Annotated in this window: 21 protein-coding genes; 20 read left to right on the forward strand and 1 reads right to left on the reverse strand. The window is 38.8% G+C overall.

Translation table 11 applies throughout. The features are described from left to right. Window positions 1-664: 664 nt before the first annotated feature. The 10 genes from WC460_04760 to WC460_04805 all read left to right on the forward strand — a co-directional run bounded on the left by WC460_04760 (window position 665) and on the right by WC460_04805 (window position 10,732). Window positions 665-1,450 (forward strand): ATP-binding cassette domain-containing protein, encoded by a 786-nt coding sequence (locus tag WC460_04760; GenBank protein ID MFA5188643.1) that lies wholly within the window; start codon window positions 665-667, stop codon window positions 1,448-1,450. A gap of 11 nt (window positions 1,451-1,461) precedes the next feature. After that, on the forward strand, window positions 1,462-2,208 hold the full coding sequence (locus WC460_04765; GenBank protein ID MFA5188644.1) for an ABC transporter permease: 747 nt from the start codon (window positions 1,462-1,464) through the stop codon (window positions 2,206-2,208). Between the two features lie 14 nt (window positions 2,209-2,222). Beyond that, complete coding sequence (locus WC460_04770) at window positions 2,223-2,459, forward strand: AbrB/MazE/SpoVT family DNA-binding domain-containing protein (GenBank protein MFA5188645.1); 237 nt, start codon at window positions 2,223-2,225, stop codon at window positions 2,457-2,459. Between the two features lie 6 nt (window positions 2,460-2,465). Next, complete coding sequence (locus WC460_04775; GenBank protein ID MFA5188646.1) at window positions 2,466-4,307, forward strand: biotin/lipoyl-binding protein; 1,842 nt, start codon at window positions 2,466-2,468, stop codon at window positions 4,305-4,307. 3 nt (window positions 4,308-4,310) lie between these two features. Next, the gene (locus WC460_04780) at window positions 4,311-5,036 is read left to right on the forward strand and encodes an ABC transporter ATP-binding protein (protein MFA5188647.1); all 726 of its coding nucleotides are present in this window, start codon (window positions 4,311-4,313) and stop codon (window positions 5,034-5,036) included. A 180-nt stretch (window positions 5,037-5,216) separates the two neighbouring features. Further along, entirely contained in the window at window positions 5,217-6,458 is a 1,242-nt protein-coding gene (locus tag WC460_04785) for an ABC transporter permease (GenBank protein ID MFA5188648.1), read from the forward strand. A 106-nt stretch (window positions 6,459-6,564) separates the two neighbouring features. Then, window positions 6,565-7,833 carry an ABC transporter permease gene (locus WC460_04790; protein ID MFA5188649.1) on the forward strand — a complete coding sequence of 423 codons (1,269 nt, stop codon included), beginning with the start codon at window positions 6,565-6,567 and terminating at the stop codon, window positions 7,831-7,833. 257 nt (window positions 7,834-8,090) lie between these two features. Then, window positions 8,091-8,921, forward strand: coding sequence for a hypothetical protein (locus WC460_04795; protein MFA5188650.1), 831 nt, complete (start codon window positions 8,091-8,093; stop codon window positions 8,919-8,921). A gap of 472 nt (window positions 8,922-9,393) precedes the next feature. Next, window positions 9,394-10,089, forward strand: a complete 696-nt coding sequence (locus WC460_04800; GenBank protein ID MFA5188651.1) for a hypothetical protein — start codon at window positions 9,394-9,396, stop codon at window positions 10,087-10,089. Window positions 10,090-10,252: 163 nt separating this feature from the next. Continuing rightward, complete coding sequence (locus WC460_04805) at window positions 10,253-10,732, forward strand: nucleotide exchange factor GrpE (protein MFA5188652.1); 480 nt, start codon at window positions 10,253-10,255, stop codon at window positions 10,730-10,732. 176 nt (window positions 10,733-10,908) lie between these two features. Here the strand turns inward: WC460_04805 and WC460_04810 are convergent, their stop codons facing one another. Beyond that, a complete protein-coding gene (locus WC460_04810) occupies window positions 10,909-11,190 on the reverse strand; it encodes a hypothetical protein (protein ID MFA5188653.1) in 282 nt (93 codons plus the stop codon). A 167-nt stretch (window positions 11,191-11,357) separates the two neighbouring features. On the opposite strand from WC460_04810, the gene dnaK reads away from it, so the two are divergent. The 10 genes from dnaK (at window position 11,358) to WC460_04860 (ending at window position 18,915) form a co-directional block, all read left to right on the forward strand. Continuing rightward, window positions 11,358-13,286, forward strand: coding sequence for a molecular chaperone DnaK (gene dnaK, locus WC460_04815; GenBank protein ID MFA5188654.1), 1,929 nt, complete (start codon window positions 11,358-11,360; stop codon window positions 13,284-13,286). A 37-nt stretch (window positions 13,287-13,323) separates the two neighbouring features. Then, window positions 13,324-14,025, forward strand: a complete 702-nt coding sequence (locus WC460_04820; protein ID MFA5188655.1) for a hypothetical protein — start codon at window positions 13,324-13,326, stop codon at window positions 14,023-14,025. A 22-nt stretch (window positions 14,026-14,047) separates the two neighbouring features. Further along, complete coding sequence (locus tag WC460_04825; protein MFA5188656.1) at window positions 14,048-14,533, forward strand: hypothetical protein; 486 nt, start codon at window positions 14,048-14,050, stop codon at window positions 14,531-14,533. Window positions 14,534-14,559: 26 nt separating this feature from the next. After that, window positions 14,560-15,273, forward strand: coding sequence for a serine protease (locus WC460_04830; GenBank protein MFA5188657.1), 714 nt, complete (start codon window positions 14,560-14,562; stop codon window positions 15,271-15,273). 105 nt (window positions 15,274-15,378) lie between these two features. Next, window positions 15,379-15,588 (forward strand): 4Fe-4S binding protein, encoded by a 210-nt coding sequence (locus tag WC460_04835; protein ID MFA5188658.1) that lies wholly within the window; start codon window positions 15,379-15,381, stop codon window positions 15,586-15,588. A 54-nt stretch (window positions 15,589-15,642) separates the two neighbouring features. Next, window positions 15,643-16,494: a DNA damage-inducible protein D gene (gene dinD, locus WC460_04840; protein ID MFA5188659.1), complete on the forward strand. Its 852-nt coding sequence runs from the start codon at window positions 15,643-15,645 to the stop codon at window positions 16,492-16,494. 54 nt (window positions 16,495-16,548) lie between these two features. Further along, window positions 16,549-16,935, forward strand: coding sequence for a hypothetical protein (locus WC460_04845; protein MFA5188660.1), 387 nt, complete (start codon window positions 16,549-16,551; stop codon window positions 16,933-16,935). A 34-nt stretch (window positions 16,936-16,969) separates the two neighbouring features. Beyond that, window positions 16,970-17,755: a class I SAM-dependent methyltransferase gene (locus WC460_04850; protein ID MFA5188661.1), complete on the forward strand. Its 786-nt coding sequence runs from the start codon at window positions 16,970-16,972 to the stop codon at window positions 17,753-17,755. Between the two features lie 27 nt (window positions 17,756-17,782). After that, window positions 17,783-18,475: a hypothetical protein gene (locus tag WC460_04855; protein MFA5188662.1), complete on the forward strand. Its 693-nt coding sequence runs from the start codon at window positions 17,783-17,785 to the stop codon at window positions 18,473-18,475. Between the two features lie 14 nt (window positions 18,476-18,489). Further along, the gene (locus WC460_04860) at window positions 18,490-18,915 is read left to right on the forward strand and encodes a hypothetical protein (protein MFA5188663.1); all 426 of its coding nucleotides are present in this window, start codon (window positions 18,490-18,492) and stop codon (window positions 18,913-18,915) included. Window positions 18,916-18,937: the final 22 nt, after the last annotated feature.

An 18,937-nucleotide genomic window follows, 5' to 3' on the forward strand; every position in this document is an offset into this window, starting at 1 on the left:
TCGTGATCGCTGTAAGCATGTTCGCACTTCCCAGGCATTGAAATTAAGAGCGGTTACTTTAACGAGAGTGCGAACTTCAGTGACTTGCAACCATAGAAATTTTCAACAGAATTAATTCATACTACCCCCATATGATAAAATTTTATTGATCGCTCGTCTAAAGTAATTTTGACCTGAGTGCTTCACGCACCCCTTAAATACACATTCAAATAAGCCCTAAGGTTCCTCTAAACAATAATTCCGAGACCGAGGCGGCCTTACCAGAAAAAGTTATGCACATGCCTGGCTTTTTTTGTTATATTTTATCTCATAAAAGGTTTATAATTAAGTTAAGAGTCAGTTAGGCTCTGCAAGCGAAACAAAGGGGGTGGACACCATGGTTGTCTGGAGAAAATGCCCGATTTGCGGGCAATATTACCAGGGCAATATGTCAGGAGGCACTTGCGCCTGCGGCTACAAATTCGGCCAACAATTTAAACCCCTTTACTCATTCTTTCACTTTTTTGCGGGATACCTTAATAGGTATCCCGTTTCTTTTTCTTGAAACGTCGCTTGCGAGTGACGTTTTTTGACAGTTTAAAAAACGTCTGCTATAATTAAAAGTATGAAAAATCATACTTTTCATAATTAATAAATAATTTATTAAACTTAGGGGATTATATTTATGATTGAAGTCAATAATCTGACTAAAAGGTTTCATGATTTCGTGGCAGTTGATGATATCTCCTTTAATATTAATGAAGGAGAAATTTTTGCATTTTTGGGGCCGAATGGCGCCGGCAAATCAACAACGATTAAAATGCTGACAACTTTGCTCCAACCTACGGGTGGAAAAATTATACTTGATGGGCATGATCCAGTGCATCAGCCTGATTTGGCTCGCCGTTCTTTTGGCATTGTCTTTCAAGACCCAAGTTTGGACGATGAGCTGACCGCCTGGGAAAATATGGATTTGCACGGCGTGCTTTATGATGTGCCTGATAAATTGCGCAAAGAAAGGGCGGAGCAACTTTTAAAATTTGTTGATTTGTGGGAACGCAAAGATAGTTTGGTCAAAGAATTTTCCGGGGGCATGAAACGAAGACTGGAGATCGCCCGCGGCCTTTTGCATCATCCCAAAATTATTTTTTTGGATGAACCAACTATTGGCCTTGATCCGCAAACCAGAAATTTGATGTGGACATATTTGAAAGAATTGAATAAAAATGAAGGGACAACAATTTTTTTTACCACGCACTATATGGCAGAAGCGGAAAAAATCGCTCAGAGGATTGCCATTATTGACCACGGGAAAATCATTGCGACCGGCACCTCAGAGGAATTAAAGAGCCAAACAAAAACTAATTCATTAGAAGAAGCTTTTCTGGCCTTAACCGGAAATACCATCCGTGAGGAAACAGCGAACGCTAGCGATCGAATGCGCTTGGCGCGTCGTAGCTGGAGAAGATAACCTTTATATTTATGAAAAAGATATATTTTCTTTGGTTGAGACAAATCAAACGCTATCTGCGTTCCAGGTCGCGCATTATCGGTTCCTTGGGACAGCCCCTGCTTTTTTTGCTAGCCTTGGGTTATGGATTTGGTTCGGTTTTTCAAAAAGCGGGCGAGGGCAATTATCTTAATTTTTTAGCGCCTGGAATTATAGGCATGAGTATTATTTTTACCGCGATTTTCACAGGCATTGAAATAATATGGGACCGCCAATTTGGATTTTTGAAAGAAATGATGGTGGCGCCAATGTCGCGTATCAGCATTATGATTGGCAGAACATTGGGTGGCGCGACCGTGGCCACTGCTCAAGGCTTAATCGTTCTTTTGATTTCTCTGCTTTTTGGTTTTCATCCTTATAATTGGTTTTTAATTATTGCCTCTATCCCTGTCATGTTTGTCATAGCGCTTCTTTTTACTGCCTTAGGCACGATGATTGCTTCTTTTCTTGATGATATGCAGGGTTTTCAGCTTATTATGAATTTTTTAGTCATGCCCTTATTCTTTCTGTCTGGCGCATTATTTCCTCTGCAGGGTTTGCCAAAGGTGCTCTCAATCATTGCCCAATTAGATCCGCTTTCATATGGGATTGATGCTTTGCGCGATCTTCTTATTGGCGCCAGTTTTTACGGTTTAAGCTTTGATATTCTAATTCTTAGCTCTGTTACCCTGATATTCTTATTTTTGGGCAGCTATTTTTTTAAAAAAATTCAAATTTAAGATTAAAAAAATTTATGATTCAGAAAAATGTCGCTTGCATAAAAAATTATGGCTCGGCCACAGTAGGCGAGCGAGGCCAGGTAGTCATCCCTAAGGAAATTAGAAAGGAAATGAAAGTCAGGGCCGGAGATAAGTTTTTTGTTTTTTCGCGGCTGCATAAAGTTATCGTGTTTATTAAAGCTGAAAATTTTGATATAATGATAAATGAGATGACTAAAACTCTGGAGAACTTAAAAAAAGTAAAAAGATAATGATATATGAAGCTACAATGGCTCACAAATCCTCTTAAAAAATTGCTGAAGAAAAAAAGTTTTTGGATTATTCTGGTGATATTAATAATTGCCGTGATTGTTTTTTTTAATTCTTCAAGCAGCAAAAAAATCCAATATGTTACCGATACTGTTAAAAAGGGGAAATTAACCCAGACAGTTTCAGAAACAGGCACAGTTGAATCCGCTGCTGCCATTGATTTGAATTTTAAAAATCCAGGCACGCTTAAAGAAATTTTGGTTAAAGAGGGCGCTGATGTAAAAGCCGGCGATGCCCTGGCCAGGCTAGATGCTGGCAGTCTGGAAATCCAGGTCAAACAAGCTCAGGCCAATTTGGATATTGCCAGCGCTAATTTAAACCGTCTTTTGGCTGGCGCAAGCAAAGAAGATATAAATGTTACCCAGGAAAGCGTAAATAATGCCAAAATCGCTTATGAAAGCGCTCAGGTGGATTATAATAATCTGGTGGCAAAATTAGGCAAGGATCTTGATACTTTGCAGCAAAATATTAAAGACGCCCAGACAGCTTTGCAAAACGCGCAGGATACAAATTTAACAAGCGTGAATGACGCCTGGCAGAATTTGATTACTACAATCAGAAGCAAGGCTGATGCCGCTAATACTTCTTTGGATTTTATTAATTATCAATTTATTAATCTGAGCAATGTAGGCGACGAGCAGTCAAAAAATAATACCTGGACCTATTATATGCTGGCTAAAGAAGATTTAACTGACTTGATTAACCAGCTTAATAAATCAGATGAAGCCTTGACCTATGACGACACGATTGCAGTGGCTAATAAATCAATTGAAATGTATAACTATATAAATATCAGTTTAAATAGCTTGTTTAACACGATCAGTTCAACCGTGGTTGACGCGCGTTTTTTTCAGACTACAGTTGATAATGCCAAAGCCCTGGTTAAGGCAGAACAAACCACAGACAGTGCCAATCTCAGCGCTTTGCAGAGCTCATATCAGAATTTTTCGTCTGTTCAATTAGCTTATAATTCAGCAGTTGATGCTGCCACTGCCACTCTAAATACAAACCAAAACAATTTTAATTCTGCCTTGGCTAATAAGGATTTGCAGATTCAACAGTCCAAAGCTGCTGTTGATAATGCTCTAGGCGCATATAATCTGGCTAAAGCGCAGCTAGATTTAAAAAAAGCGCCGGCGCGCGTAACAGATATTCAATATTATCAGGCACAAGTTAACCAAGCGCTGGCCGCGGTTGATTTGGCTTTGAGTAATTTAAATGATTATACGATTTATGCGCCGACAGACGGCATTATTACTTTTATTAATTATAAAATCGGCGAGCAGGTAAGTTATGGCGGTTCAAGCAATAGTACCTTATCACAGCCCGCTATTTCCATGTTGGGCAAAAATGATTTCCAGATCAAAGTTGATGTGCCGGAATCTGATATTATTAAAATTAAAATAAACAATCCGGTGACAATAACCTTGGATGCTTACGGCAGCTCTACAGAATTCACGGGCAAGGCGATTTATATTGATGTGGCAGAGACCCTGCTTTCTGATGTGGTTTATTATAAAGTGACTGTGGCTTTGGATAAGACAGATTTAGAAGTCAAATCAGGCATGACGGCCAATGTTGATATTCAGACAGCGCAAAAAGACGATGCGCTCTATGTGCCAAATCGTGCGATTAAGCAAACAACCGACGGCAAACCGTATGTGGAAGTTTTAAAATTCGGCAATCCGCAAAAAATTGATGTTAGTATAGGCTTAAAAGGCGATCAAGGCACAGAAATAACGAGCGGCTTAAGTGAAGGCCAATCAATTATAGTTTTTTCTAGCCAGTAATATATGTCAACAAATACTCTAATAAAATTGGTGAAAGCAAGTAAGGATTATGTCAACGAGGAAATAGTGACAAAAGTCTTGCACGATATAAACCTGGAAATTAATAAAGGCGAATTCGTGGCGATAATGGGCCCGTCTGGTTCGGGCAAATCAACCCTGATGCATGTCATGGGTTTTTTAGATAAATTAACTGCTGGCAAATATTTTTTTAAAAGCAAAGACGTGAGTGATTTAAATGATGATCAGCTGGCGGAAATTAGGAATCAAGAAGTTGGCTTTGTTTTTCAGGCTTTTAATTTGCTGCCGCGCACTAGTGTTTTTGATAATGTTAAATTGCCTTTAGTTTATGGAGACAAAAAGTTGGATAACGAAAAGGTTATCAATGCGATCAAATCAGTCGGGCTTTATCATCGGCTCAATAATTTGTCAAACCAGCTGTCAGGCGGAGAAAAACAGAGAGTGGCGATTGCCCGAGCCCTGGTCAATGAGCCTTCAATTATTTTTGCAGATGAGCCGACTGGAAATTTGGACAGTAAATCCGGCAAACAGATCATGGAAATCCTGCAGGATTTAAACGATGAGGGTAAAACAATTGTCTTAGTAACACATGAACAATATACAGCCGAGCATGCGCAAAGGATTATTAGAATCAGAGATGGAGATATTGTCGGAGATATTCAGGTCGCCGAAAGGCTTTTTGCCAAAATGGAAGACCAACTGACAAAATAATGCGAATCTGCGAATAATGCGAATTTACGAATGAAGTAATAGAAGTACAATTCGTATATTCGCCTGCCTGCCCTGCCTACCGGCAGGCAGGCGGTAGGCAGGTACAAATTCGTAATTTCGTAGGAGCATTAACTTGCCAAGCACACAAACCAAGTCCAAGCACAAACAAGCTCAAAACCTATGCAGTTATCATCCTTACTAAAAATTTCATACACAGCCTTGCTGTCAAAAAAATCCCGAACGTTTTTAACAATGCTCGGGATTATTATTGGCATTGCTTCAGTGATTATTATTATGTCAGTCGGCGCAGGCGCGCAAAGTTTAATTGTAAATCAGATCAAAAGCCAGGGCTCAAACTTGATTGCTATTTTTCCCGGCAAAAGTGATGAAAAAGGACCGCCGCCGAGTGTAATGGGGATTGTAAATACTAGTCTTAAAAATGAAGATATTGATGCGCTAATGAATCCTAATAATGCTCCGCATGTGGTAGCAGCTACAGGCTATAATTCGGGCAGCGCCACATTTTCCTGGCGCGACCAGCAAATGGACGGCACATTCAACGGCGTGAACAGTTTTTTCCCGATTGTGGATGACGCGCCAGTGGCAGAGGGCAGGTTTTTTACAAAAGAAGAAAATATGTCTTTGGCCAGAGTGGCCATAATCGGCAGCCAGGCTAAGCTTGATCTTTTTGGCGATGCTGATCCATTGGGCCAAGAAATAAAAATGAAAAGGGTCTCATTCACAGTTATCGGGGTGATGCCGGCCAGGGGCACGCGAGGCTTTCAAAATCAAGACAGTTTGATATTTGTCCCGCAAAATACGGCGCAAAAACTTTTATTAGGCATAAATTATAGTTCTTTGGCCAGGGTCAAAGTGGATAGTGAAAGTAATTTAAATGTAACAATCAATGATATTACTTTAACCTTGCGCGAAAGGCATGGCATCACTGATCCTGCCAATGATGATTTTACCATCAGGTCGCAGCAGGATTCTTTAAATGTGCTGCTATCAGTGACAGATGCTATTAAATTTTTTTTGGCAGCCATTGCCGCCATTTCATTGATAGTTGGCGGCGTGGGCATTATGAATATAATGCTTGTCTCGGTTTCTGAACGAACTCGGGAAATCGGCCTGAGAAAAGCTGTAGGCGCAAAAAGCAGCTCGATTTCCCTGCAATTTTTAGTTGAATCAGTGATTGTGACTTTACTGGGCGGAATTATTGGAATTATTGCCGGCGCAGCGCTCTCGATTTTAGTTGCTTTGGTTGCCCGTTATTTAGGCTATGATTGGGATCTGGCGATTTCAATCACTTCTATTTTATTAGCGACTTCTATTTCTATTATAATTGGTTTAATTTTTGGCATTTATCCGGCGCAAAGAGCAGCAAGATTAAATCCGATTGAGGCTTTGCGTTACGAGTAATACTACAGATTACAGATTCTTACAGATATACGAATACAAATTGATAATCAAATCTGTAAATCTGTACGTATCCGTAATCTGTAGTAGAATTTAACAAAAAGTAATTATGAACATACCAATCTGGTTAGAACAATTTGAAACGCCAGTTCAGATAGCAAAACAAGCGCTATTAAGAAACAAGGTCAGAACAATCCTGTCCATTTTAGGCGTGGTCATTGGCATTGCCGCTGTGATTATTGTTTTATCGGTCGGGCAGGGGATAAAGGGGTTTTTAATCGGACAACTGACAACATTTGGCACTGATTATGTTGAAGTTGAAGTAAAAGTGCCTTCAACCAGCCATGTTTCAACGGAAAATGCCATTGGCATGGCTACGGGCATCCAAATTACAACTCTGAAAGATTCTGACATGAAAGCCATTTTAAAATTAGACAATGTTAAAAATGCTTATTCAGGTTCTTTAACTCAGCAGATAACTTCTTATCAAAGCCAGAATAAACAGACCTTTATTTTTGCAGTCAGTCCTTCATTTATTGAGATTGATCCGACTAAAATTGAGCAAGGCAGGTTTTTTACTGTTGATGAAGATAATGCCATGGCCAAAGTGGCTGTCTTGGGTCCGAATTTGAAAAAAACTTTGTTTGGCGATGAAGATGCGATTGGCAAGCAAATCAAAGTCGGCAAAAATACTTTTAAAGTCATTGGCGTGACAGCTCCAAAAGGCTCTCAGTCGTTTTTTGACTTTGATTCTATGTTGTATCTGCCAATTAATACTGTGCAAAAATTAATTACCGGCGTTGATTATGTAACCTTTATTTTCGTGCAGTTAAAAGATATTTCACAAGCTGAAATCACGGCTGCTGATATCACTTCCTTAATGCGCGATCTGCACAAAATTACTGACCCGAATAAAGATGATTTTGCAGTCGTCACTTCAGCCGAGGCTATGGATATGTTAAATACTGTAGTTGGCGCGATAACCTTGTTATTAATTGCTATTGCCGGCATTTCACTGGTTGTGGGCGGCATTGGCATTATGAATATTATGTATGTGTCAGTGGCTGAACGCACTTTTGAAATTGGTTTGCGAAAAGCAGTAGGCGCTAAAAGCGCTGACATTTTGCGGCAATTTTTAATGGAAGCGATTTTTGTGACTTTTTCCGGCGGGATTGTGGGCATAATTATTGGTTCATTGGTTTCTTATCTGATTGCTGTAATTTCAACTTACTTGGGTTTTAGCTGGCAATTTGTGATGTCGCCATTGTATTTGCTTTTGGCCTGCGGAGTCTCCATAATGGTTGGCGTAATCTCTGGTTTGTATCCCGCGCGGAGCGCGGCTAAATTGGATCCGATTGTGGCCTTGCGGCAAGAGTAAAAAGGGAAAGAAGAGTAAAAAGGGTAAAAGGGGTGGCGGCTAAGGGCGCTCAATTAATTTAATTAATTGGGTTTAAATCTCGCCCTTAGCCGCCTTTAAATTTGAGGGAAAATTCGTATTATTTGTAGCGGATTTGTAGATTAGTATCCTATTGACTTTTTTGTTTTAAAATGTAAACTTACTTTAATAAGAGTTCTTTGAAAGCGTCAGTAGGCGCTAAAACTCAAAAAAATGGGTTTTTAACCCAAAGAAGGAGAATGGCGATGGGAGAAAATCGTCAGGAAGATTTGTCTGTACAGGCAGATCAAAAGTTTGGTCGGCAACTAAAGGAGATCATCGGCCAGTATCTGGCAGGTGATTTAACAGATAAACATTTACAAGGACTGATTGAGCACCGTAATACTTTTGACGCAATTGAATATCCTGAGTTGGATTTTGCGGTCAAAGTTTTAGGCGAAAACAAAGTAGTCAGTTCTAATGAAGCAGCTATTGCTTGGGAACTGGACCCTGAAGGAAAAATTTGGCCTGTTGAAGTATTGGAAAATTTGGTGAAGATCAGATATTCCAAGGCAACCTTGCGCAAGGCAGCCAAAGAAAACAGAAAGGGCTTAGCTGATTGGCGACTTATCTATATCCATGGTACGAGCCTGCGTGAACAGCGCGAAAAGCGCGGCACAGACCAAGGCAAACAACCCTGTTTTTACAAAGAGGGCATTTGGTGGCTGAAAGCCTCGGAGGACAAATGGGCGACTCATAAGCCCCAAGCCGGATACTACCTCATCAATTGTTGCGGCCAGTTCGGCAATCTGGACTGGAAGTCGCAGGAGCAGGAGATAGCCAAACTCGGCAAGGAGTATGAGCGTTGCCATGAAACAGTTTTCAGTGAAGCCATTTTGACCATTTATATGGTTTATAATGGTGAGCGGATTGCTGAGAAATGGTATCACTGGGGAATTTCGTTGGCTTCCGATGGCGACCGCGTCTTCGTCGGCGATCTGGTTGCCATTGGCCTCGGTGTCAGCAACCGCTGGGATGGCTTCTCCAATCAAGACCTGCGTGTCGCGCTCGCCTGGAAGTTTGACTATTGACCCTTGAACACTTGACCTTTTTGAATTTTTGAACCTTGAATTTTTTCCCCGTTGGATTTATATCTGGCGGGGATTTTTTTGTAATGCGAATGTTTGAATGCTAATGGTGCTAATATAGAATTTGAATGTTTTTATGTTATCGCGGACTTTAGTCCGCGAAGTACACGGAGTAATTACGGGGATTAAAGTCCCCTGTAAAGATACCCCTAATTTACTAATAAGTTATTTTAAATGCGGCGGCTAAGGGCGCTCAATTAATTTAGTTAATTGGGTTTAAATCTCGCCCTTAGCCGCCTTTTTAAATTTAGGGAAATTCGTATATTTGTATATTATTCGTAATTCGTAGAGCATTAGCAGTCCCACTTGACGAGTGCTAACTGGCTAATGTATAATACAAATGTTACGAATCTATGCTAATGCTACGAATTATATTCGAGTCATTCGCATAATTCGTAGATTCGCATTTTTATATATGAACGAGCGTCAAAAAAAGTTATTAAACCTCATCATTAACGAGCACATTAATACAGCCGAGCCCGTTGGTTCAGGTTTTTTGGTTGAAAGTACTGGCTTAGAGTTGTCATCAGCCACTGTCAGAAATGAAATGGCTGATTTGGAAAAAGAAGGTTTTATTTATCAGCCGCACACTTCAGCCGGCCGCGTCCCGACTGAAAAGGGCTACCAGTTTTTCGTTGATAATTTTGTGGAAAAGCGGGCAATTAAAGCGACCTGGTTAAAATCATTTGAACAGGTTTTAAAAGGCAAGTTGCAGAATGACCAGCTTTTAAAACAATTAGCCAAAGAAGTGGTGGAATTAGCTGATGCCACAGTGATTGTGGCTTTTGATAAAGAAAATATTTATTACACGGGTTTATCCAATTTATTTAAAAAGCCGGAATTTAGCGAGCAGAATTTAATTCAGGATATTTCCGAAGTCATTGATCATTTGGATGAGGAAGTGGCCAAAATTTTTGATAAAATAAATAAAGTTGAAATTTTGATAGGCAAGAAAAATCCATTTGGCAATGATTGTTCGTCAATCATCGGCAAATATCAGTTGAAAGATAAAAAGTCAGGTTTGTTTATAATTCTGGGGCCAAAGAGAATGGATTATGGGAAAAATTTGGCTTTGGTGGAATATATACGCAATTCGCTAATCAAGATTTAATGCTTTTGGATAGATTGAAATGACAAATGACAAAATTCAAATAACAAATAAATACTAAATAACAAATTTCAAATCCCAAAACAATTTGTATATTCACCTGCCTGCCCTGCCTACCGGCAGGCAGGCGGCAGGCAGGTACTAATTCGTAATTTCGTAGGAAAATATGACAGATGAAAAAGAACAACCAAACAACAATCAGCCAACCGAATTAGCCAGGCTCCAGGCCCAATGCGACGAGTATTTAAACGGCTGGAAAAGGGCCAAGGCTGATTATATTAATTTTAAAAAAGAAACTGAAGATAAACAGGCAATGCTTTTTGAATTTGCCAATGCCACTTTATTAATGGAAGTTTTGCCGATTTATGATAATTTGAAAAAAGCAATTTTAGTCGCTGGGGAAGAAAAAAATAATTGGCTGGAAGGGATTAAACAAATTAAAAAGCAGCTGGAAGATTTATTAAAAGATCATGGCGTTGAGGAAATAAAAACTTTGGGTGAGAAATTTAATCCAGAGTTTCACGAAGCGATTTCCAAAGAAAAAAAGGAAGGCGTTGAAGCTGATACCATTATTGTTGAATTAAGTTCCGGTTATTTATTAAAAGGCAAGGTTTTGGTTGCGGCCAAAGTAATTGTGGCAGAATAATAATTGAAGCCATTGGCCATAAAGCTCGGCCTAGGCTGGTTATTATGTTGTTTTACAAAAACAAGCTAAAACTAGGCCGAAGCCTGGCCATTTGGCATTGGTACTATGAAAATTTTATTAAAAAAGAAAAAGCCGTAGTGTTTAGGCTACGGCATAAAGCTGGCGTATAGGTTGAACTAATTGTTTTTCTTTTGGTTATACCAGGGAATGAGCACTGAGACGAGGTCGGCCGGTGATTGAAGGATTGCTTCTTGCCCAAGAAAGGTAATTTGTTTTTCTTCTCCTGGTACAAGGCAGAACACATGGTTGGGAATACCCCGCAGTTCTTGTTTGGCGCTTATTTGTTTTTTGCCTTTAAGCAAGTCTGGGTGAACGAAAACCATTCGGCCTTTTGTTGCGGGTTTTTGCAATCCCACGTACCCCTTTGAATGCAAAGCTCTTACTGTTTCTCCCGGCATTATCCTTTTTCCTCCTTTTTGTTTTTTGGTAGTTTTATAGGATAAGTATAAAATACCATTTTTAGGATAACAGGCTGAAATAGATTTGTCAATAAATAAATTTGGAAAATCTGAAATCTGTGTGTTTCAGCTTTCAGCTTTCATAATTAATAATTAATAAAAAAAATATGTCAAAAATTCTAGGTATTGACCTGGGAACTACAAATTCCTGTATGGCCATTATTGAAGGGGGTGAACCAAAAGTTTTAGAAAATAAAGAAGGTTCAAGAACCACGCCTTCTATTGTGGCGATTTCTAAAACAGGGGAGCGTTTAGTCGGCCAGTTAGCCAAAAGGCAGGCTGTGACCAATCCCTCTAACACAATTTTTTCCATTAAACGCTTGATTGGCAGGCGCTGGACAGATCCTGAAGTGCAAAAAGATAAAGAAACTTTGCCTTACAAAATCATTCAAGCTGGTGATGGCGTTAAGGTGGCCATGAATGGCCAGGAATTTACGCCTCAGGAAATTTCAGCCATGATTTTGCAGAAATTAAAAGCTGATGCTGAGGAAAAACTGGGTGAAAAAATTACCGAAGCAATTATTACTGTCCCGGCTTATTTTGATGATTCGCAAAGACAGGCAACTAAGGATGCTGGCAGAATCGCTGGTCTGGAAGTTAAAAGAATTATTAATGAACCAACCGCTGCTGCTTTGGCCTATGGTTTTGATAAAAAAAAGGATCAGCAGATCGCTGTTTATGATTTAGGCGGCGGTACTTTTGATATTTCCATTTTAGATGTCTCAGCAAATACCGTGGAAGTTAAATCTACTAATGGCGATACTCATTTGGGCGGTGATGATTTTGATAAAACAATTATTGATTGGATACTTGCAGAATTTAAAAGGCAAAGCGGGATTGATATTTCCAAAGATCCCATGGCTTTGCAAAGAATTAAAGAAGCTGGTGAAAAAGCCAAGATTGAATTATCTACTGCCGTGGAAACTGAAATCAACCAGCCTTTTATTACTCAGGGTTCTGATGGCAGTCCTGTTCATTTGGTCATGAAAATAACCCGCGCCAAACTGGAAGAATTAGTCGGCGATTTGGTGGACAAAACAATGGAGCCGGTGAAAAAAGCCTTGGCTGACGCTGGTTTAAAGCCAGGCGAAATTGAAGAAGTGGTTATGGTCGGCGGCATGACTCGTATGCCTTTAGTCCAGAAAAAAGTAGAAGAATTTTTTGGCAGAAAGCCACATCTGGGAGTTAATCCTGATGAAGTGGTCGCTGTTGGCGCTGCTGTCCAGGCCGGTGTTTTGCAGGGCGAAGTTAAAGATGTGCTTTTGCTTGATGTCACGCCTTTGTCATTGGGCATTGAAACAATGGGCGGGATTGCCACCAAATTAATAACCAGAAATACTACGATCCCAACTGCCAAATCTCAGATATTTTCCACTGCTGCTGATTCGCAGACTTCAGTGGAAGTTAATGTTTTACAAGGCGAGCGCGAAATGGCTGCTGATAATAAATCACTTGGCCGCTTTATTTTGTCTGGCATACCTCCAGCGCCAAGAGGCGTGCCACAAGTTGAAGTGACTTTTGACCTTGATGCTAATGGCATTTTAAATGTTAAGGCAGTTGATAAAGCCACTAATAAAGAGCAGAAAATCACAATTACTGCTTCTTCCGGTTTATCCAAGGAAGAAATTGACAAAATGCAAAAAGATGCGGAACTGCATGCTGAAGAAGATAAAAAGAAAAAGGAATTGATTGAAGCCAAAAATTCCGCTGACACTTTAATTTACTCAACTGAAAAAACCTTAAATGAATTAGGCGACAAGGTTAATGCTGATTTGAAAAAAGAAGTGCTGGATAAGATTGAGGAATTGAAAAAGGTGAAAGATGGTAATGATGCCGAAGTGATTAAAAAAGCTAATGACGCGGTCATGCAATCTGCACAGAAAGTTGGAGCGGAAATGTACAAGAACCAGCAGGAAGCCCAGGCAAAAGCTGGCACGCAACCTGGCCAAGGCCAAGGTGAGCCTGGCGCAGAAGAACCTAAGAAAGATGAAGAAAAGAAGAGTCCTGAAGAGGGTGAATTTACCGAAAAGAAATAATATTGATTTATTTTTCGGTACTTCATAATAAACCACTATGAAAAAAATTATTTTTAGTATCGTGATATTGTTTGTTGCTATCCCAGTTTTAGTAAACGCTAGGTCTGGTTGCTGTTCTCATCATGGTGGTGTCTGCGGATGCTCTTGCTGTGATGGTTCGGCTTTATCAGCAACATGCGCGCCATATTATCCAGAGTGCAATTCTGCCCCAGTTGCTTATTGTGGCGATTATTTATGTAATAATAACGAAACTTGTAATACTTGCCCCAAAGATTGTGGCTCTTGTCCTGCTCCAGTAGAATATTGTGGCGATGGAGTCTGTAATAATAATGAGACATGCCTGTTATGCTCTAAAGATTGTGGTTCCTGTCCCACCCCAGAACAATATTGTGGTGATGGAACCTGTAATAATGATGAAACCTGTTTATCTTGTTCTAAAGACTGTGGTTTATGCCCGACTGCCTCGGTAAAAAATAATTCAGTAAATGTCAATGCGGTAAATAATAATCAAGAGAATTTAAATATTCCGAAACAGGAAACAAATACCTTGTCCACGGAAAGCGATAGTACCGTGCCTGTAAGTTATTCTAGCAATCCCAGTAATTCCGATTCTGCTACTAGTACTGATGGCTCAGAGGCATCTGGAGGCGTTATAGGCGCGCTATTCTTGGGCATTGTTTATTGGATATACAGAAGTAATAAGAAAAACAAAATAAATAATAATAAAGAAACGAAATAAATTTAATAATTAATTTAAAATTATGGCATGGGATACAATTTTAGCTTCTATAGGAGGCGCGATTATTGGCGCTTTTATAGCAAGTTATATTTCTTACAGAATTTATAAAAAGCAGGTTTTAAGAGGACATTATAATGATATTGCCCTAAGGATACAAAAAGCTATTACATTATCTCCAATATTGAATAATCCTGGCTTTAAAGATTCTGATAGATTTAATGCAAAATTAGAGATAGATACACTCTTAAACCAAATTTGGGCCCTTTCCTTGATTGGCTTGCCAGACAAGATTTTTCAAAAATTAGATAATTTATTTCCAAAAAGTGGTTCTGCTGCAGTTACTCCTCAAAATTTAAATCAGTTTTATTTTGAACTGAGGAAATCATTAAATAGGTGGACAAAAGTAGATTTACAAAATATACTCAATAGGTTTATTTCAATTTCACATAGACCCTCGAAAGAAGAAACTGAAAATGAATCCCAAAAAAATAAAACCGAAAAAGTATAATAATTTTTTAAGATAATTTTAAATTTATGAACCAATCAAGCCATATCCAACAAATTAATATTTTACCAGTTTGTGCAGGGGTACGCGCGGTAGGATTAGTAAGACCCAGATTTGATCCTATACAGCAGGGTTTTTTACCGCCTCAATTAGATGTAATAGGAACAGCCTTTCTGTTAAAAGGCTATGAGGTAATAATCACTTGCGAGCATGTTGTAAGAGATTTTGTAAATAATCCTACTGAAATAATCGGAATGCTTGTAATAGGGAAACAAGGAATTTATTTTCCAGTTTCGATTGATTCTACTGATTTTGCCCACGATTTAGCAATTCTAAGGTTTAGGAAAAATCCTAATATAACAGATGAAAAATTTAAAGAATTTTTAGGTAATGAATTCTCCACTGGTCTTGAATTAACAGATAGATATCCCGATGTATCAACTAAAGTTGGTTACGCAGGCTACCCTATGGGTACTCAATTATTGAATCAAAAACACGATCCCACATATTCAGAAGGGGTTGTGGGTATAAAATTGTGCGAGACAGATATCAGGAAAGAAATTAGGATAACAGGACCAGTTGCGGGAGGATTTAGTGGCTCGCCAATTGTATTGAAAGAAAGTCCACAAAAAGTTATAGCAGCGCTTGCAAATAGCCCAACTAAAGAAGCAGGTGATGCAAATATTTTTTCTGGGATTTCATGGGAACATATTAAGGCTATAGCAACCTTGGCAAAGTCATAATAATTAATTTAGATTTTTTTATATTTATTTTTGTCCCAACAAAACCAACCTGGCTTGGGCCAAGGTAAATCGCAACTAAATTAATATTAAAATAAAATAATTTTTATGCCAATTATTGTAAATTATGAAAAATGCTGCTGGAAAGACGGCAAATGCACAGGTTGCAGCTGCGGCGGGACTTGTGTAGGCTGCGTTGAAATCTGCGCGAATCAGGCGATTACACGAGAAGATATTGTTAAAATTGATAAGAGCGCTTGCACTGAATGCGGGGCATGTATTGCTGCCTGCAAACATGGCGCCTTGTCAATGGAATAATTTAATTCAAAATAATTTAATTTTACGGATCAGCCTTTAATACTAACTCAAATTATGCAAAAGCAAATTATTATTAAATTACATAAGAATTTTGAGGATTGCTCCCATGAAAATGACGGTGTGGAGTTTTGGTATGCTAGAGAATTACAAAGTCTTCTAGGCTATGATCGTTGGGAGAATTTTGAAAATGCCATAAAAAAGGCTAAAATCGCCTGCGAAAACTCAAAACAAAATACTGCTGATCATTTTCGTGACGTCACGAAAACGATCCCTATGCCCAAAGAAGCGAGCAAGGGAATACCCGATATTATGCTTACCCGTTATGCATGTTATCTTATAGCTCAAAATGGTGACCCAAGGAAAGATGAAATCGCTTTTGCCATGACCTATTTTGCTGTGCAGACCAGGAAACAAGAAGTTGTGGAACAAAGAATAGAACAATGGGAAAGATTGCAGGCGCGAGAAAAGCTTTCATTGTCTGAAAAAGAATTGTCAGGAGTTTTGTTTGAACGAGGAGTAGATGGCGCCGGGTTTGCCCGAATTCGCAGTAAAGGAGACGCGGCATTATTTGGCGGTCACACGACTCAAGAGATGAAAAGTAAGCTGGGAGTTGCGGATAATAGACCATTAGCTGATTTCTTGCCCCGCGTGACAATTAAAGCCAAGGATTTGGCGAATGAAATTACCAGTTTTAATGTTAAACGAGATAAGTCTTTGAAGGGCGAAACGCCAATTACCTCTGAACATGTGAAAAATAACCAAAATATCCGCGAGGTTTTAGACAAAAGCGGAATTAGACCTGAAGCCTTGCCTCCGGAAGAAGATATTAAAAAATTAGAACGGAAATTGAAATCTGAAGATAAAAAATTGCCAAAGAATGTTAAAAAATTAAGTAATAAAAAATAATTTAATTTTACGGATCAACCAAATCAAATAATATGCGAATGATTATTTAAATTTATGAATAACAAAGAAAATCCAATACCAATCTCGCACGGAAATGAAATAAATATACAAAAGCTAATTGATACTATAAAAGAAAAGTCATCAATGCTCGAAGAAATGCATACAGATATTGTTAAACAGATAGAAGATAAAGAAGCGCTTTACAATAGAGAGTTTATGAAATCTGCAAGTAAAATAAATTATGGCTTGATAGCTGACTTAACTGAAGAAATTGAGACATTAAATGATATAGAAAAGAAAATTTTTGATGATCTACTTGAAGCTGAAGATTTATTGCAAGAAGGTGCAGAAAGCTTAAGAGATTATCAAGAATTGTCAGATTTGATTGAGAAAATAACTTTTTTAGAAAAATTGCTTAAAGCAGAACCAGGCAATAAATAATCATTAATATTAAAAAAAATATTTTTAAAATAACATGATATTAAAACATCCGGATCTATCTCCTGATTATCCTATAATTGACCGAAGAAGAACTGAAAAATTATATAAAGATGAATTTAAAAGGCATTTGCGGGCTTATGATTTAACCCCCGCTGATTTGCAGGGTAAAAGAATTTTGGATATTGCCAGCGGGTTAGAATTGTATTTTCCCATCGCGGCTGCCATGGCTGGTTTTGAGAATGTCTATTCTCTGGATATTAGAAAAACACCGCTTATTCAAAAAGCAGAGGCTCTGCATTATCATGAGGCTAAATTATATCCTCATCTTAGGCGAGTCAAAGAAAACATACCGCCCAAAATTTTAGAAAGTGTTAAACAGAAATATGTTCAGGCCAACGCTGAGAAGCTGCCATTTAAAGACCAATCATTTGATCTGATTCTTTCCAGATATGCCATTCCATTGATCCTTTTACCTGAAAGAAAAAAAGCGGCCAGGCAGGCAATCCAGGAAATTTTGCGGGTTTTAAAAAATAATGGCCAATTCAGATTTTTTAGCGTTGAGGAAAATTTTTCTCTAAAAGAAAATATCCCCAAGGAATTAGAAAAATTTTTGGTTAAGTTTATGGCCAAAAACGTCGCGCTTAATGAATTATTGGAAAAAATGGCCCAGGAAAAACTTTTAGAATATGAAACAAAAAATGTCTATCAGAAAACAACCAAATATTTCCGGCCAAAAAATAAAGAGGGATTATTAGCCTATCAAAATATCCGTCAGATGAAGATTATTAGAAAAGTTAAAGCCACAGAAAAAAGGAAATAAATGTTATAAATAAATAATTTAAAATCCATGAAAAAGCTTCTTATTATTTTCGCTTTCATTGTTTTACTAGCCGGCTGTTCTTTGCAGTCTATTTTCAAGCCAAATCAACCCATTGCCAATCTTAACCAGCCCCAGTTTATCACAAATTTTAAGGAATGCGCCGCAACTGGTAATCCGGTTATGGAAAGTTATCCCAGGCAATGCCGCGCTAATGACCAGACTTTTACGGAAATTTTAGCCAAAGTGGGTGATAGTTGTATTCAAAGCGCTGATTGCCAGTTGCCTATGGACTATGCTGCTCGTTCCAATTGTCCGTACAAGGCTTATTGTTATAAGCAGAAATGCGCAGTGGGCTGTCCTTCGTGGGCGGAAAAAACCAATACCTGGGAGGTAAAATGTCAGACTGATAAAGATTGTAATTGTGCCAGCTGGAATGAACAGACAAATTATATTTGCGCTTGTGTTGACAATCAATGCGCTTCTATTGTTTCTGAGCCGGGCTCTGAACAACAACCCGGTCCGGTCTCCGGGGATTATGCTGGCGATTGCGTTAAAAATAATGGTACCTGGCTGGATCAATATCAGGAATGCGAATATACTAACCAGACATGGTGTGAAAAATTCGGCGGGGTTTTTAAAGAGTGTGAATCAGCTTGCCGTCATGATCCGCAGGCACAAGTGTGCACCCTGCAATGCGTGCCAGTCTGCCAGTTTAAATAAATAATTTTAAATCCATGAAAAAGCTTTTTATCATTTTTGCTTTTATTGTTTTGCTAGCCGGCTGTTCTTTGCAGCCAATCACCAAACCAAATCAGTTGCCTAATAACACCAATCAACGCGCCTGCACTCAGGAAGCTAAACTTTGTCCTGATGGTTCAGCTGTGGGACGAACTGGCTCTAATTGCGAATTTGCGCCTTGTCCGGAAGTTAATTCTGCACTTTCTGAAGCAGAAGCCCGCGCTATTGCAGAAAAGGCCTGCATTAAAGGCGGTGAGGCATTAAGCGCAGGAACTTATAATGCCATTACTAAAACCTGGTGGTTTGATGCTAATTTAAATGCTACCAAGCCAGGCTGCAATCCTGCTTGCGTGGTCAGTGAAACCACCAAAACTGCTGAAATAAACTGGCGCTGTACTGGCCTAATTCCGCCAAATCAATAAATCTAATACCTATTACTAATTA

Source organism: Patescibacteria group bacterium, assembly GCA_041651155.1.
Lineage (GTDB): Bacteria > Patescibacteriota > Patescibacteriia > CAIXNZ01 > CAIXNZ01 > JAPLYF01.

What these genes read in the sequence shown, in the direction of transcription:
- WC460_04860 (MFA5188663.1), top strand. Translation starts at nt 18,490, where the DNA reads ATGAAAAAGCTTTTTATCATTTTTGCTTTTATTGTTTTGCTAGCCGGC.
- dnaK (MFA5188654.1), top strand. Translation starts at nt 11,358, where the DNA reads ATGTCAAAAATTCTAGGTATTGACCTGGGAACTACAAATTCCTGTATG.
- WC460_04850 (MFA5188661.1), top strand. Translation starts at nt 16,970, where the DNA reads ATGATATTAAAACATCCGGATCTATCTCCTGATTATCCTATAATTGAC.
- WC460_04800 (MFA5188651.1), top strand. Translation starts at nt 9,394, where the DNA reads ATGAACGAGCGTCAAAAAAAGTTATTAAACCTCATCATTAACGAGCAC.
- WC460_04810 (MFA5188653.1), bottom strand. Translation starts at nt 11,190, where the DNA reads ATGCCGGGAGAAACAGTAAGAGCTTTGCATTCAAAGGGGTACGTGGGA.
- dinD (MFA5188659.1), top strand. Translation starts at nt 15,643, where the DNA reads ATGCAAAAGCAAATTATTATTAAATTACATAAGAATTTTGAGGATTGC.
- WC460_04795 (MFA5188650.1), top strand. Translation starts at nt 8,091, where the DNA reads ATGGCGATGGGAGAAAATCGTCAGGAAGATTTGTCTGTACAGGCAGAT.
- WC460_04780 (MFA5188647.1), top strand. Translation starts at nt 4,311, where the DNA reads ATGTCAACAAATACTCTAATAAAATTGGTGAAAGCAAGTAAGGATTAT.
- WC460_04790 (MFA5188649.1), top strand. Translation starts at nt 6,565, where the DNA reads ATGAACATACCAATCTGGTTAGAACAATTTGAAACGCCAGTTCAGATA.
- WC460_04805 (MFA5188652.1), top strand. Translation starts at nt 10,253, where the DNA reads ATGACAGATGAAAAAGAACAACCAAACAACAATCAGCCAACCGAATTA.
- WC460_04830 (MFA5188657.1), top strand. Translation starts at nt 14,560, where the DNA reads ATGAACCAATCAAGCCATATCCAACAAATTAATATTTTACCAGTTTGT.
- WC460_04845 (MFA5188660.1), top strand. Translation starts at nt 16,549, where the DNA reads ATGAATAACAAAGAAAATCCAATACCAATCTCGCACGGAAATGAAATA.
- WC460_04835 (MFA5188658.1), top strand. Translation starts at nt 15,379, where the DNA reads ATGCCAATTATTGTAAATTATGAAAAATGCTGCTGGAAAGACGGCAAA.
- WC460_04855 (MFA5188662.1), top strand. Translation starts at nt 17,783, where the DNA reads ATGAAAAAGCTTCTTATTATTTTCGCTTTCATTGTTTTACTAGCCGGC.
- WC460_04825 (MFA5188656.1), top strand. Translation starts at nt 14,048, where the DNA reads ATGGCATGGGATACAATTTTAGCTTCTATAGGAGGCGCGATTATTGGC.
- WC460_04785 (MFA5188648.1), top strand. Translation starts at nt 5,217, where the DNA reads ATGCAGTTATCATCCTTACTAAAAATTTCATACACAGCCTTGCTGTCA.
- WC460_04770 (MFA5188645.1), top strand. Translation starts at nt 2,223, where the DNA reads ATGATTCAGAAAAATGTCGCTTGCATAAAAAATTATGGCTCGGCCACA.
- WC460_04760 (MFA5188643.1), top strand. Translation starts at nt 665, where the DNA reads ATGATTGAAGTCAATAATCTGACTAAAAGGTTTCATGATTTCGTGGCA.
- WC460_04765 (MFA5188644.1), top strand. Translation starts at nt 1,462, where the DNA reads ATGAAAAAGATATATTTTCTTTGGTTGAGACAAATCAAACGCTATCTG.
- WC460_04775 (MFA5188646.1), top strand. Translation starts at nt 2,466, where the DNA reads ATGAAGCTACAATGGCTCACAAATCCTCTTAAAAAATTGCTGAAGAAA.
- WC460_04820 (MFA5188655.1), top strand. Translation starts at nt 13,324, where the DNA reads ATGAAAAAAATTATTTTTAGTATCGTGATATTGTTTGTTGCTATCCCA.